Consider the following 14,407-nt stretch of genomic DNA (forward strand, 5'->3'; position numbering starts at 1 on the left):
TCTCAAATGTCATTGGTGGACCCTTTCAGGGTCGTTAAGACAAAGGATTTGCCGTATCGCTTCCGTGGGTTCGCACCCACGGCTATTGTTGCGTAGCCCCTTCGGGGGGTAAGAAATCTCTCCCATCCGTAACTGAATAGTTGCGATAGAAGATTTCAATACAGACCGCAATGACCGTAATGAAATACATATGGTTTCGGTATAGATAGTTGCTCGAAAGAATCTCCAAAGTACTGGCCTACTTCGGGTCCGATCTCGGACTCAGAAACGGTCCCAAGTTCCTCAAGAATGCTCACAGACAAGGTTATGGTTTGTTGGCTCTGGATTCTCACGCGATGGCTTTGGCTTCCAGAGCGGGTGTTCCTTACAGTCTCCTCGACGATTGGTTGGAACCTGAGACAATAGTCAGGGCCATAGATCTTGCCCAGGAATGCGGAAGTCGCTGGTACGAATCCGCCAGGCAAGAATTCACCGTGGATGGAATCTGCCTTCCTCAGGTTGACAGATGTTCCATGGATAAATTTTGGCAAGATGCCATGCTGGCGCTTGAGCTGGCGCGGAAGATAAAGAATAGTGACTGCCAGGAATTCAGATACTTCACAAATCTCTTTCCCCGGGCTGGAGTAGCTCTGAACGGCTCGGACATCTGCAACAGGCTTTGGATGGCTGAGCTGGGCAAACGTTCCAAGCCGCTGCTTCGCTTTGGAACGTTCGGCTCCGGTGAAGTGTTGTCAGTCGTGCGCAAAGCAGCAATCAGGTTGGCAGATTCAGTCTTCAACAAGCAAGCGACTCCGCCCATCCAGCCACGTGCTTTTCCTGATAAGGCTATAGCACTCCTGATGAAATCCGAGGAGGTGTTCCGCCTGCAGCATGTGGTGAAAACCTTGCTTGCCGATTTCCCGGATAGAATCGCCATCGTATTAGGAAGCCATAAATCAGGATCGTCAGAAAATCTGTACGAGTCATGGGGTATTCCTGTCTATTACGGTGAACGGTGGCCTGCCGCTTCATATGTGTCGGCACTTCCTCTCAGACTTCTTCCGAGAGTAGATAGAGATCTGGAAGAGAAATTCTTCCAGGGGTATCGGGTTGCTCTGGAGAAGTCGGCGGGTCAGCCCTGGCAAGAGACCCTGGAGGTGGCGAAATTCCATTTCAACTACTACTGCAGATATCGTTGGCCTACGCTTTACAAGCATAATTTTCTCTTTTGGAGGGAGTTGTGGGAGCGCATGCGACCGTCCTTGCTGCTCATAACAGGAATGCCTGAAGGCGTAATGGTCTTGGCATCCGAAGCAGCCAGGCAGTGCGACATTCCCATTCTCGTATTACCCCATGCATGCGGAGCTATTCGCGTAAACTGGGACGGTCTTACTATGGGGTGCACTCTTTACAATAGTAGGATGCAAAAGACCAATTTCGTGGAGACCAATATCCGAACCGAGAATCTGAGGCCTTGTCGGGACCTGGTGGCCAAGAACGAGTATCCTGTCCACGCAGTAAAAGCCTTTTCAGGAATCGGTAAGTGTCAGCTCCTGGCGCTCACCGAAACCACTGTCGAAGGTCCGCACCTGAACACGTATGTCAGCCCGAGCGCCCAGTTGAAGGCTCTCCTCGCGCTGGTGAATCCTCCTGCAGACTTGATCGACAAAGTAGATGTGGCAGTAAAGGCGCATCCGCAGATTTCCGACCTTGAAATGATAGAGGCCGCCGGTCCCGCTGTCATGAAAAAGCTTATGCCCAGAGCATCCGAGCTTGAGGCTGCACTTCACGAGACGGATCTTGTCGTGGCGGTGAACTACCGTGGAGGAGCCCTGGTTCACGTGTTGAAAATGGCTAAACCAGTCGTTTATTTTCTCACGGAAGAAGAGGCCATGCTCAAGAGATCGGATTATCCGTATGACACGTTCCAGGGAGGAACGGCAGTCGCCCGAACCGCGGAAGATTTCTGGAGTCTGGTCCGGAAATTTATCAATGATCCACGTTTTGCAGCAGACCTGCGGTCCAGAGCAGCGGAGTTTGCCTGGGAAAACCTGGATGACGATTCGTATCCTGCTTTGTCTGAAATTCTGAAAGATTTTGCGAGAGTATGATGACTGGACATGCCCCTGCAGAAGCTTCCCGAAAGTCTTGAAGGAATCCGACACCTGGGAATTCCGGGGGAATTCCGGGTACACCATACATAATTAAGGAAGTTGGCATTCTGGACAGATAAAGTGTGCAGAGCGGCATCTCCTCTGACACCGACGACAATAACGCTGCTATATTAATTATTGCTTAATTGGAGACTTTTATGACAGGTGGACGCATTCGCGTGGTTATAAGGCTGCGATTCGTTGTGCTTTTGATGCTGATCTTGCTGCCCTGCGGTTGGACAGCACGGGCGACAACCGCTCTAGATTCTCAGCTCATAGAAGCAGCGAAGCAAGGCGATCTCACGCTGGTCAAGAATCTTCTGGACGAAGGCACCATAGTAAATGCAAAGCTCAAGGATGGTTCAACTGCGCTTATGTGGGCAACTATACCCGGAAATATTGAACTAGTGAAGCTGCTACTGGACAAAGGCGCAGATGTCAATGCGAAGGCCGATGACGAGTCCAGCGTTCTTATGTGGGCAGCTATCATGGGGCACCAGGATGTAGTGAATCTGCTCAAGTCGCGTGGAGCAGAAATGACTTTGCACATCGCCGCAATGCTGGGGGACAAGGCAGAGGTGCAACGACTCATAGAGGCCGGAGTCGATGTGAATGCAAAGGACCAGAACGGCTGGACGGCTCTTATGAATGCCGCCCAGAAAGGGCATACTGAAATCATGAGACTGCTCATGGAAAGGGGGGCTGACGTCAACGCATGCCGCAACGATAGTTCCACAGCACTCCTGGATGCAATTGGCAGTGCACGCATGGACGCAATTGTGCTCCTCCTCCAAGCAGGCGCCGATATTAATGAAAGGCGCAAAGGCGACGAGAATTTCCTGTTGCCCACTCCCCTTATGCACGCTGTCCTGTGGGAACAAACTTATGTGGTAAAGTTTCTCGTGGACAGAGGCGCTGACGTCAATGCGGCAACCCCTTGGGGAACGACAACCCTCATGTTCGCAGCCGGGAGCGGTAATGCAGAGATTGCAGAATCGTTACTTGCCAAGGGCGCTGAAGTCAACCTTCGCCAAAAAGATGCATGGACAGCACTGAAGATAGCTGAAAAAAATGGCGACAAGAAGATGATCGAGCTACTCAAGGCGTATGGCGCTCGGCATTATAAAGAGATTTCCCCGGAGAGAAAAAAGTGAGACGTCTCCTTGCGCTCTTTGTGTACTTGATTACTGGGACATTCATCTGTCCAAATCCCGGAATAAGCGATATGAGATCGGTTGTCCCACTCGCGAGAGGCGGAGCCGCTTCGCCGAAATCTCCCCATGCAACTATCCGCATGGATTCGGAACAAGTGATAATCCGACTGAAGAAGAAGACTTACACCGTCGATGCCCTATTTCATCTCTTCAACACCGGAGAGACCACCACGGAGTGGGTAGGGTTTCCGAAACAAAGATATGATATGACAAAGAGTATGCCAGGTTTTCCAGTGGAGTCGGACTTTATTCGATTCGACACGTGGATAGATGGTACGAAAATAGAGGTGGAGGAAGAGAGCAATCCTGAGTCGAACCCTGAGCCAGGTATTGTCAATAGGATACTTTCAGCGTTTAACAGAGTGTTGTTCGCCTCCGGCCTAGGCTCACTGCCCCCCATAAAAGAGCGCTGGTTAGTGCACCACATTACATTTCCTGGCCATACCAGAACGACAATTCGCACAAGCTACGAGTCACATTATTCTATTCAAACCGAAAGAAAAGCATATTACATAATCGGGACAGGCAGGCTTTGGAAAGACAACATAGGTAAGGCTGTCTTTATCATAGACAGTTTAGACGTGGGCGGGACAAACAGGATCAGAGTGAACTTTCCGGTAGCTCCAGGACCGAGGCTATTGGGGAATAACCTGCTAAGATTCGAGATAGAGGATGCACAACCGAGACCTGATGCCAGGCTTATCATAGAAGTCGAAGAGCCTGCGACCCCTCAGCCGCGACATGGCGACATTCTACGAACAAATCCTCGCAAAGAGAGACAGCCCTGAGGGAGACACACACAATGAGTTTTATGGATTACATGCCTTGGTGTTGGTGGAGAGAATACAAGTGTCCGGACGAATCGCGAGAGGACATTCTTGATCATGCGGAAGATGAATATTACCATCACGAAAGGAGAAAGTTCTACGAATTTGGTCGTTATGATATAAATGGGAAAGTGGCTGACGGAACACATGATTATCTAATTCCGCGAATTCCGGCGAATTCCGGAATTCCGGGTACACCATACATAATTAAGGAAGTTGGCATTCTGGACAAATGAAGTGTGAAAGATGAGACTAAATCGCACGAATAGCGTTAGGGCCTACCCACACCACATTACTCAAAAGAGTAATCGCAGGCAGCAGACGTTGTTTTGCCTAGAGGACTATCAAGTTTAGAGAGATTTGATGTCCGAGTGGCAGTTCATGGCATAGAATGGATATATGGGGGTATCGTTCTCGTGCCTGATCACGTGCAACGCTACAATTCCTGCCGTCTCAGGAGTTGGGCATTGATTGCCACAATCACCGTGCTGAGAGACATGAATACCGCTCCTATGGCAGGGGAGGGGACAATACCCCAGGGAGCGAGAACTCCGGCAGCCAGGGGCAGAGCCACAACATTGTACCCCGAAGCCCAGGCAAGGTTTTGGACCATCTTTCTGTAGCTTGACCTGCTCAGCGCGATGACGCGGGAGACATCCAGAGGGTTATCGTTCACGAGAATGATGCCTGCAGACTCCACAGCTACTTCCGTGCCACTTCCGATTGCTATTCCAATATCCGCACGACTCAATGCCGGAGCGTCATTGATCCCGTCTCCAACCATGGCAACGAGATCGCCACGCTCTTGTAGCTCTACAACTTTTTTGTCTTTGTGCTCGGGAAGAATTTCTGCGAAGAATTCATCAATGCCCAACTCCCTTGCCACTGATTGGGCAACCGCATGGCTGTCTCCCGTGACCATGGAAACCTTGATCCCCATTTCGTGGATTCGCTGAACAGCTTCCCGGCTTTCCGAGCGGATCACATCTGCAAGACCGAAAGCAGCAACAGGCTTTTCATCTTGGAGAAGGTATATAATCGTCCACCCTTTCTCATCCCCCGTGTTTGTGAATTCCTCGAGTTCAGGGGGCAATTCGGCATGGAGCATTTCCATCAGACGCGGTCCGCCCAAATGGATCGTCTGATTCTCTACAGTTACTTTGACGCCCCGGCCTTTTATTGCCGAAAAATCAGAGGCCCGGGGAGGATCGAGACCCCTATCTTTCGCAGCCTGAAGAATCCCTCGTGCTACCGTGTGTTCCGAATCCGATTCCGCAGATGCAGCAAACATGAGCGCTCTTTCTTCGGTCCAGTCGTTCACGGTTGCCACCCCGACAACCCCGAATTCGCCTTTTGTCAATGTTCCTGTCTTGTCGAATATGATGGTGTTTACGGATTTCGCCTTTTCCAGGGCAACTCTATCCCGCACAAGTATCCCTTTTTGAGCCCCCAATCCCGTGGTTATGGCTATGACGAGCGGAATAGCAAGTCCCAGAGCGTGCGGGCATGCAATTACAAGGACTGTGGCTACTCGTGAGATAGTTTCGACGCGGAAACCAACTACTATGGTCCATGCAATACCGGTGAGTATCGCAGTTCCCAGAGCAATATAGAACAGCCACCCCGCAGCTCTGTCGGCAAGTAATTGCGTTTTGGACTTGCTCTGCTGCGCTTGTTTTACCAACCGCATGATGCCCGCCAGTGCAGTTCCTTCCCCTATGGCGGTAACTTTTACTCGAAGGCTTCCATCCTGGTTTATGGTTCCTCCAATGACTTTCGATCCGGGAGTCTTTCGGACGTATTTTGATTCGCCGGTTACCATGGATTCATTGACGTCCGATTCACCTTCCTCAATAATGCCGTCTGCAGGAATGGTCGCTCCCGGGCGCACTAAAACGCGATCGCCTTCTTTCAACCGATCGATAGGAATCTCTTCCACTTCACCATCTTCAGAAAGCCGTTCCGCTGTGTCGGGTCGCAATTTTGCCAATTCATCGAGCGCTCCCGAGGCCTGGCGAATACTGCGCATTTCAATCCAGTGCCCGAGAAGCATGACGTCGATCAGAGTGACGAGTTCCCAGAAGAAGGTTTCCGATTTCAAAAACAATGCCGCCAGACTGTACAGGAAGGCAACCGTTATGGCCAGCGAGATCAGAGTCATCATCCCGGGTTTGCTATCCAGGATTTCCGGTTTTGCCATTTGTAGAAAAGGCAGACCGCCATACAGGAAGACGATCACGGAAAAGAATGGCGATATAAGGTTGCTTCCCGGAATTTGAGGCATACCGAATCCCAACCAACTCTGCAGCATCGGGCTGAAAAGCAGCACTGGTGCGCTCAAGACAAGGCATACCCAAAATTTGCGGCGGAACAAGACCTCATGACCGGTATGATCGACATGATGAGCCGGACCGGCGTGTTCCTGTTCGTGATGCTCCTGTTCAGAAGCTGTATCCGTTTGCTTTGCTGAACTGTTTTCGTGGTTTTTATGCATGTTCTTCAATTCTCTTGCTCTCTCGATCGCGATTCATAATTTTCTGAACATACTTTTTTCGACAATTAAGAACTGCAATTTCCTGCTTTGTTTTACTGCACTGCTGTCCGTGATGTATTGGACACCCTGTCACCGGAGAAGGCACGAATTGTGAGTTATGGCTGTTGATTTATTGAGAAAATGTGCCGGCACGGAGGCACGGCACCCACCGGTTTTCGAGAATCGCTTTTCGCCATCGGAAAAGAATTCTGACATTTACAGGAGAATTTAGAAGAAGAGTGCCGGGCAACGGGGAATACCGTGTGGCGAAAAAATTCCCTGAAAACAAAAAAGGCCGCAAATGTGCGACCCGAGATTCCGGCTGGAGGCGGCTGGCGGATTTGAACCGCCGTATAACGGTTTTGCAGACCGTCGCCTTACCACTTGGCTAAGCCGCCCCTTTTCTGATAGTGATGGGAATTGTAGTACAGCCGTAGACAGATTGTCAAGCACCATGGGTAACAATGCATGTATCAGTTTGAAGGAGCGTTCAAGTATCCTATCTGCCCCGATCCTCAGGAAACCGGTTTCCAAGCCGGGCAATCGGTTGCACTCGCCCTGTCGTCCGGAGGCGCGCGGGGTGCATATCAGATCGGATGTTGGCGCGCTTTAAAAGAATCGGGATTTTCATTCTGTGCTGTTTCCGGCAGTTCCATAGGGGCCCTCAATGGAGCGCTGATTTGCCAAAATGACTGGGAAGCCGCTTACGGACTTTGGATGCAATTGACGGAACGTTCGTTGGTCCGTGTGGATTACCGGCGCATAGGTAAGCTTGCTTTGGCCGCAGCTACTGATGTAGGGCTCTTGTTCCTGCCTGTTCCCAAATTTGGATTCCTGAAATACGCGTCATTCGTGTACAAGGTTGCGTCTCGACATGGCGCTTTGGGATTTCTCCGTAATTCGGGAGTCTTCGATCTGACCGACATCAGGCCGTTACTCGGTGAATATCTCGAGATGGAGAAAGTGGTGGAAAGTCCCATACCTTTTTTTGTTTCAACCTGCGGCCCTCCTGATACTCTGGACCCGTTGGGCCCGCTGTGCCTTTTTCGAGTCCAGGAATACGGTGAGGAAGAAGCCTGGCGGATCGTGACAGGGTCCATGTCGATCCCTTTCGTTTTTTCGAGCATTTCAATTGGGGGAAAATTGCATAATGATGGAGGGCTGAAGGAATCCTTACCTTTATTGCCGTTATATCAAATGGGAGTCAGACGTATTATCGGCGTTAGCATGCGGCCCGACATGAAATTCAAGGCCCAAGACTATCCCGGTACTGAAATCTCCATCATAAAGCCTCGAAAAAGCTTTGGACGATTTCCGCTTGCCACGTTTCGGTTCACGAAAAAAGCAGTCCTGGACTGGATGGATCAAGGCTACGAAGATGCAATGAGGTTCTGTAAGGAATACTCCCCGTGGTCATAATCTGACTGAGCCGAACATGTACGGCGGTGCACATCCGCTCGGAAGATTGGACGATTCCTTGTCTGCTTTGGTGTGTCCGTTACCACAGGTGACCGACAAGGCCATTTGGGTTTTGCCATTCTCCCGTAATTCTGTTAAGGGTTTACCTTTGCAGGATTGATCTTCCAAACCAGGTTCTCACATTCCCGAAGAGGTTCACATCATGAAAAAAATCGTGGTCTGCGTTTGTTGTTTTGTCCTTGGGTGTCTTTCAGCACCGATGATCGCAGGGGCTGAAAAGATCACCGCGAAGTACGGCCATGTGGCACCTCCTTTCCATGGTCAGTCCAAAGCAGCCGATACTCTGGCAGATTATGTGAGGGAAAAAACGAATGGTGCAGTGGATATCAAGACGTTTCCTTTCGGTCAGTTGGGAGGAGAAACATCTCTTGCCGAACAGGTGCAAACCGGAACCCTCGAAATAGCAACAGTTTCCTGTGCAGTTCTGTCGAATGCGGTTCCCCAAGTGGCAGTTCTGGATCTTCCCTTTCTCTTTCCGGACAGGAAGACGGCATATGCAGTTCTTGACGATCCGGAAGTACAAACCAAGATCTTTTCTTACCTGCCTGCAAAGGGATTTGTCGGGATCGGCTGGACTGAGAACGAATTCAGAGACATTACCAATTCTAAAAGAGAAATCCGCGCACCTGAGGACCTGAAGGGACTCAAAATCAGGGTGATGAACAGTCCTATTTACATTGACACATTCAAGGCTCTGGGAGCTTCACCCACCGATCTGCCGTTCCCGGAGATTTACAATGCTCTCCAGAACGGAACCATAGATGCCCAGGAAAGTCCCCTTCTTACGTCGATTCTCATAAAAGCAACGGAAGTAACAAAATTTGCCACCAAAACACAGCATATTTTGACAGAATGCATTGTGGTGGTTAATCCGGATTTCTGGGCAAAGCTGACGCCGGATCAGCAGAAGATTTTCCGGGAAGGCGCCGCGCTCGGAATCAAGGCGAACCGTGTAGTAAACGAACAGCTTGAAGAAAAACTTCCCAAATCAGGAATATCGGTAGACCAGTACTGCAAAGAAAACAATGTGAAAGTGGTGGACCTCACACCGCAGGAGCGAGAAGCCTTCAAAGCGGCGATGAAAGTCGTCTGGGATCAGTATCGTCCCAAAGTCGGTCCCGAACTGTTCGATTTTGTGCAGGCCAAAGTGAAAGCGCATTCAGGCAAATAGAGATCTCTGGAGATAAACGGAAGTCTATGTTCAGGGACGCTGTTAAATGGATGGCCGGATTCCTGAATCGCCTGGAGGAATGGACTCTGGTCTTTATCCTCCTGGGTTTGGGACTGCTTTCGTTTGTTCAGGTCTGTTGCCGGTATCTGCTGGGGTTCAGCTTCATCTGGATGGAAGAGCTGAATCGTTATCTTGGTGTGTTAATCGCATTTCTGGGGGCCGCAATAGGAGTAAAATACGGGACCCATTTTTCCATGGATCTCGTGTATGAGAAAGTGTCGAGCAACCGTTTCAGGCATGGCCTGAAAACAGCCGTCAATGTGGCATGCGCAATCATGTTCGTGATCGTAGCGTATTACGGTTGGATTCAGGCTGTGAAGCTTAGGCAATTCGGCGTTCGCACATCGGTTCTGCTGGTTCCCAAGTATTGGGCTTATTTGCCGATACCGTTCTTTTCCGCAATCATGTCTTTTCGATTCTTCGACCTGGCTGGAAAACACTTTCAAGCTATGCTGAAGGGGCAGCCGTTTACCCGAACGTGAGGATCGCACGTGATCGCGACTATAGTCATTCTCTTTTTTCTTTTGTTGTTCATGGGAATGCCCATAGCAGTCATGCTGCTGATAACCACTACCGCTACGCTTGCCATACACACGAATACTTCTCTGGCTGTAATTCCTCAGCAACTCTTTAATGCGCTGGACAATTCCATTCTTCTATCCATTCCGTTTTTCATCCTGGCCGGGAATGTCATGACCCAGGGGTCGATGGCCCGGAGACTCATTGACGTGGTCAATTCCTTTGTGGGTTCGTTTCCCGGCGGTTTGGCCATTGCGGGAACTCTCGCGTGTTTATTCTTTGCCGCGCTTTCGGGTTCCAGTCCCGCAACTGTCGTGGCCATTGGGTCGGTAATGATCCCGGCACTGATCGAAGCAGGGTATGGAGAGAAGTTTTCCATCGGACTTCTCACGTCCGCGGGATCGCTAGGGGTTGTCATTCCTCCGTCCATCCCCATGATTCTTTACTGTCTGGTCATGAACACTTCCATAGCCGAGCTATTCATGGCAGGCATTGTACCCGGGCTTTTGATAGGAGGATCGTTCATCGCATACACTGTCTACCTGGCTCGCAAGAACGGTTGGCAGCGCTCCCGGTCCGTCACGTGGGGCGAAAGGCTGAGGATACTGAAAGACGGCATCTGGGGCGTATTGTTGCCGGTTATCGTGTTGGGAGGCATTTATGCCGGCGTGTTCACGCCCACCGAAGCCGCTGCAGTGAGCCTCGTATATTCTCTTCTGGTCGAAATTTGCATATACCGGGAAATCGGTATTCGGGACGTTCCGGAAGTCTGCATACAGGGGGCTGTGCTTTCCGGGTGTCTGCTGTTTATACTCGCGTCCGCTATGACGCTGATCTGGCTTCTCACGTCCCAGCGTCTGCCGCATCAAATTGCCGACCTGATTACTGCTCACGTGAGCAGTGGGTGGGTCTTTCTCATCCTTGTGAGTATCCTTTTCCTTATCCTCGGGACAGTGATGGACAATGTTTCCGCGATGCTGATTCTGTCCCCCTTATTCGCAGAAACCCTGGGTCGATTCGGGATCGATTACATCCATTATGGGATAATTATGGTTCTGGTCATAGAATTCGGTTTCCTCACTCCACCATTCGGATTGAACCTGTTTATAGCCATGGGGCTGACCGACAAGAGCCTGGTGGAGGTCTCCAACAGCATATGGCCGTTCCTCGCGATTCTTCTCTTCTGTCTCCTGCTGGTGACGTTTATTCCCCAGATATCGCTTTTTCTCCCGGGGCTCCTCTTGCGCTGACCGGCGCCGTAATTGACGACACTGAAAAATATATGTACAATTTGTTCAGACTACATTTATTTCATTAATTTGAGGTAATGGATCGATATTCCGGCAAAAAGGTGTGAAGAGAGCTATTGAGGGGTTGGTTGTTATTTTAATTCTATTTAGTTTAAGAAGAGCCTTAAGTCTGGAATAAAATCTATTGAAATTCACCAACTATTTTTCTATAACTTAACGTGATTGACGGCTCCGGACTCAGGCAGTTGAGCCCGATGACAGGAAGGAGGCCGGATGTGAACCCGTATTTCGGGGAACAAAAGACCCCCAAAAACCCGTTTACTGAAATGTATGCCCGCAGCCAGCCCACAAAAAAAAGGGGTTCCTTTTTTGGCGGAATGGCCCGGTTTGTGCTCCTCATTTTTATAGGCGCTTTCTTCGGAGGGATAGGCGTTGCTGCCCAGGGATATATCTTCTTTAACCAGGGCTTGCCCAGCATCGAGAAACTCAAGACGCACGTTCCGCCCACCGTCACGGAATTCTACGGATCTAAGGGCGAAATCATAGGAGAATTCGCTCATCAGCGCCGCTATGTTCTCACCATCGATCAAATTCCCAAGCTTCTTCAAGAAGCCTTTATTGCTGCTGAGGACAAGAATTTTCCGATACACGGAGGCGTCGATACGGAAGCCATCGTCAGAGCGGCAAAAAGGAATCTCACTGCCGGAACGCTGGGTCAGGGCGGAAGCACGATTACTCAGCAGCTTGCGAAAAACCTGTTGGTCGGTGGAGAGAAAAAATTCGTCAGAAAAATAAAAGAGGCAATCCTTGCCACGCGTATAGAGAGAGCATTAACCAAAGAGGAAATACTATGTCTTTATCTGAATGAGATCTATCTTGGCAGCAATGCATACGGAGTCGAAGCGGCTGCCCGTACGTATTTCGATAAGGGAGTGAAAGACCTCACGCTTGCCGAATGCGCAATGCTCGCAGGACTTCCCAAAGCTCCTTCCTCGTATTCCCCGAAAAGAAACTTGCAAGAAGCGCTGAAACGTCGGGCGTACGTTCTCGAACGAATGCGGCAGGACGGGTATATTAAGACTGAAGAAGAATTCGAAATTGCCAAAAACGAACAGCCCCACATCAGCACGAGAACAAATCCCTATTTACGAGCTGCCCCTGATTTTGTCGAGCATGTGCGTCGATACGTGGAAAAGAAATACGGAACGGATACTCTTTATAAAGAAGGTTTGCACGTGTACACCACTGTAGACCTGGACATGACGAAAAAAGCCCAAAATGCAATGGAAGAAGGATTGCGGGAACTGGACAAGCGCCAGGGATATCGCGGTCCGCTCCGCACCATGAACGTGAAGACCATGATGGAGTTTCTCGAAGAGAAAACCCGATCCATGGATGCGCCTTTGAAATTCGGTCAGATCACCGAAGGCGTGGTGACTCAGATTGATGCAGAAAACATCTACGTGCGCATGGGCAGTTATGTTCAGGGAGGAAACAGAAAAGAATACGTAGGACAGATCAAGATCGATCCCAATCCCAAATGGTGGGTTCGACAGCCATATATGCGCGCTGAGTTGCGGACGCGTAATTTTGCGTCAGGAGATCTGCCCTTTCAGGTGGGCGATTTGATTCTCGTTCGCATCACCGATCCTAATGAGAAAAGGCGTGACCTGTACCTTAAGAAGTACGGAAAAACCGATCCTGAGATGAAGAACTACAAGGAATATACTGAGGATATGGTGTCGTACTTCCCACTGGAAGTGGAGCAGGAACCAATTGCACAGGCAGCGCTCATGTTCCGGGAGAATAGGACCGGTCAAATCCGGGTCATGTTGGGTGGGTATGGCTCCGATTCACAGTTCAACCGTGCAGTGCAGGCGAGAAGGCAAGCGGGGTCGTCCTTCAAGCCGGTGATTTATGCAGCGGCTCTCAACAAAGGATTCACGTGTTCCGATATAATCCTGGATTCACCGCTCGCTTTGTCTGTTCCGGGAACTGGTGAGGTGTGGAGACCCAAGAATTATCGGGGCGGTTTTCAAGGACCCGTGACGTTCAGAGATTCCATTGTCAAATCACGCAATATCCCCACTATTAAAATTCTCCAGCAAATCGGAATCGAACATACCAAAGGTTATGCACGGAAACTCGGCTACACGTCTCCTATGGTGGAGAATCTCACCCTGGCATTGGGCTCCACAAACGTAACCCTGGAAGAACAGGTTAATGCCTACTCGGTGTTTCCGAACAGAGGGTATTACGTGCCGGGTATATCGGTAACAAAGATAATAGATCGTAACGGCAAAGTGCTTGAAGAACACGATCTTCCTGTTTTCGTCGACGATCCGGCGCAATCGGATTTGCCCGCATTGCAGAAAGTGTCCCATTCTACGATGCGAACCACAGGGGGAGACGGCGATATTCCCGACAGAGGAGCCCCTCTTGTGAAAAGACGGATTGACGAGGGCACGGCCTACATCATGAGTTCCCTTCTACAAGGGGTCATTAAGGAAGGCACAGCGACCGTTCTCAAGAAGATCGTTGGAAGACCGGACATCGCCGGAAAAACCGGCACCACCAACGAAAACGTTGACGCCTGGTTTGTGGGATTTTCTCCTGATTACACCTGTGGGGTATGGGTAGGGTTCGACACCGAGATAAGTCTTGGTGACAGCGAAACAGGGGGGCATGCTGCCGCACCGATCTGGGGATATTTCATGCGTGAGGCCCTCCGGAATGTGCCGGTGAAAGAGTTTGCTCCGCCCGGAACAGTAGAATTTCGCAAAATAGACCCGAGAACCGGATTGCTGACTTCATCGTCCGAGGGAGTCCCTGAAGTCTTCAAAGTAGGCAGCGGTCCTGCTCAGATTGAACCACGCTTGATAAAAGGTTCCAGATGGGATCACTCAGGCTCGGATCTGGACCAATTTTGATCGCTTGAATCGCACTCTTTTTCCTTCAGAAGCCGAGGGTATAATTCCTCCACGTTGATATATCAATGTGCTTTCATAAAGGGAATATTGAGAAACCAGCTATTTGCCGGTCCCGGCAAATCTCCTTCGCTGCGAACGGCACCGCCTGACTTCGCTTCGGAGACATGCCGGGACCGGATTTGCTCCCGCCGGTGGCGGGATTGCTTCTTTGAACGCACATTGGTAATACACACTTCAAAACCCATCGGACACACATGTTCGCGGTAAAATGCCCTGCTTTACACGGAAGAAT

General features: G+C 50.2%; 10 protein-coding genes and 1 tRNA gene. 9 read left to right on the plus strand and 2 right to left on the minus strand.

Annotated features, from left to right (window positions below; all coding sequences use genetic code 11):
- Nucleotides 1-209 precede the first annotated feature (209 nt).
- The 4 genes from DESTI_RS24645 to DESTI_RS24660 all read left to right on the plus strand — a co-directional run bounded on the left by DESTI_RS24645 (nucleotide 210) and on the right by DESTI_RS24660 (nucleotide 4,409).
- On the plus strand, nucleotides 210-2,090 hold the full coding sequence (locus DESTI_RS24645) for a hypothetical protein (protein ID WP_014812687.1): 1,881 nt from the start codon (nucleotides 210-212) through the stop codon (nucleotides 2,088-2,090).
- 200 nt (nucleotides 2,091-2,290) lie between these two features.
- The gene (locus DESTI_RS24650; protein ID WP_014812688.1) at nucleotides 2,291-3,286 is read left to right on the plus strand and encodes an ankyrin repeat domain-containing protein; all 996 of its coding nucleotides are present in this window, start codon (nucleotides 2,291-2,293) and stop codon (nucleotides 3,284-3,286) included.
- A gap of 71 nt (nucleotides 3,287-3,357) precedes the next feature.
- The gene (locus DESTI_RS24655; protein ID WP_157212264.1) at nucleotides 3,358-4,134 is read left to right on the plus strand and encodes a hypothetical protein; all 777 of its coding nucleotides are present in this window, start codon (nucleotides 3,358-3,360) and stop codon (nucleotides 4,132-4,134) included.
- 14 nt (nucleotides 4,135-4,148) lie between these two features.
- On the plus strand, nucleotides 4,149-4,409 hold the full coding sequence (locus tag DESTI_RS24660; RefSeq protein ID WP_014812690.1) for a hypothetical protein: 261 nt from the start codon (nucleotides 4,149-4,151) through the stop codon (nucleotides 4,407-4,409).
- A 200-nt stretch (nucleotides 4,410-4,609) separates the two neighbouring features.
- On the opposite strand, the gene DESTI_RS24665 is transcribed toward DESTI_RS24660, so the two are convergent.
- Both DESTI_RS24665 and DESTI_RS24675 read right to left on the minus strand, forming a co-directional pair.
- Complete coding sequence (locus DESTI_RS24665) at nucleotides 4,610-6,667, minus strand: heavy metal translocating P-type ATPase (protein WP_014812691.1); 2,058 nt, start codon at nucleotides 6,665-6,667, stop codon at nucleotides 4,610-4,612.
- Between the two features lie 362 nt (nucleotides 6,668-7,029).
- A tRNA-Cys gene (locus DESTI_RS24675) sits at nucleotides 7,030-7,104 on the minus strand.
- 70 nt (nucleotides 7,105-7,174) lie between these two features.
- Here DESTI_RS24675 and DESTI_RS24680 point away from each other — a divergent pair.
- The 5 genes from DESTI_RS24680 to DESTI_RS24700 all read left to right on the plus strand — a co-directional run bounded on the left by DESTI_RS24680 (nucleotide 7,175) and on the right by DESTI_RS24700 (nucleotide 14,115).
- A complete protein-coding gene (locus tag DESTI_RS24680; RefSeq protein ID WP_014812692.1) occupies nucleotides 7,175-8,125 on the plus strand; it encodes a patatin-like phospholipase family protein in 951 nt (316 codons plus the stop codon).
- Nucleotides 8,126-8,327: 202 nt separating this feature from the next.
- Entirely contained in the window at nucleotides 8,328-9,356 is a 1,029-nt protein-coding gene (locus DESTI_RS24685) for a DctP family TRAP transporter solute-binding subunit (RefSeq protein WP_014812693.1), read from the plus strand.
- A 26-nt stretch (nucleotides 9,357-9,382) separates the two neighbouring features.
- Nucleotides 9,383-9,898 (plus strand): TRAP transporter small permease, encoded by a 516-nt coding sequence (locus DESTI_RS24690; RefSeq protein ID WP_014812694.1) that lies wholly within the window; start codon nucleotides 9,383-9,385, stop codon nucleotides 9,896-9,898.
- 9 nt (nucleotides 9,899-9,907) lie between these two features.
- Entirely contained in the window at nucleotides 9,908-11,185 is a 1,278-nt protein-coding gene (locus DESTI_RS24695; protein WP_014812695.1) for a TRAP transporter large permease, read from the plus strand.
- A 275-nt stretch (nucleotides 11,186-11,460) separates the two neighbouring features.
- Nucleotides 11,461-14,115, plus strand: coding sequence for a penicillin-binding protein 1A (locus tag DESTI_RS24700; RefSeq protein WP_014812696.1), 2,655 nt, complete (start codon nucleotides 11,461-11,463; stop codon nucleotides 14,113-14,115).
- Nucleotides 14,116-14,407: the final 292 nt, after the last annotated feature.

It is taken from the genome of Desulfomonile tiedjei DSM 6799 (assembly GCF_000266945.1).
Classification (GTDB): domain Bacteria; phylum Desulfobacterota; class Desulfomonilia; order Desulfomonilales; family Desulfomonilaceae; genus Desulfomonile; species Desulfomonile tiedjei.